We start from the raw sequence: 230 nt of genomic DNA, 5'->3' as shown, positions 1-230 counted from the left end.
TTGTCTGGAGACTTGAAGCTTCTCGGCAAATTCTTCTTGGGACCATCCTTTTTGCGCTCTCAGTTTTTTTAATTTTCGATAAAATTCCATTCTCTTCACCTCAACCTTATCGTAAACAAGTCGCTCCTTTACGGCCACCTACTTATGGTTGCAAAGGTGTCAGTTTGGGGTTGCAATTGCCGTTATTTTGCGTAGCATCGCGGTTTATCCCCTTGCATTCGATGTTTTAC

At 42.6% G+C, this 230-nt stretch carries 1 protein-coding gene; it reads right to left on the bottom strand.

Going from position 1 to position 230, the window contains the following annotated elements:
• On the bottom strand, window positions 1-90 hold a 90-nt coding region (locus tag CHH91_RS19245), incomplete at its 3' end, for a helix-turn-helix transcriptional regulator (protein ID WP_141234263.1).
• Window positions 91-230 lie beyond the last annotated feature (140 nt).

The sequence above is a fragment of the Virgibacillus sp. 7505 genome, from assembly GCF_002272135.1.
GTDB lineage: Bacteria > Bacillota > Bacilli > Bacillales > Amphibacillaceae > Terribacillus.
Note: the sequence above shows the minus strand (reverse complement) of the source record. Positions and strands in the feature narration are given on the sequence as shown.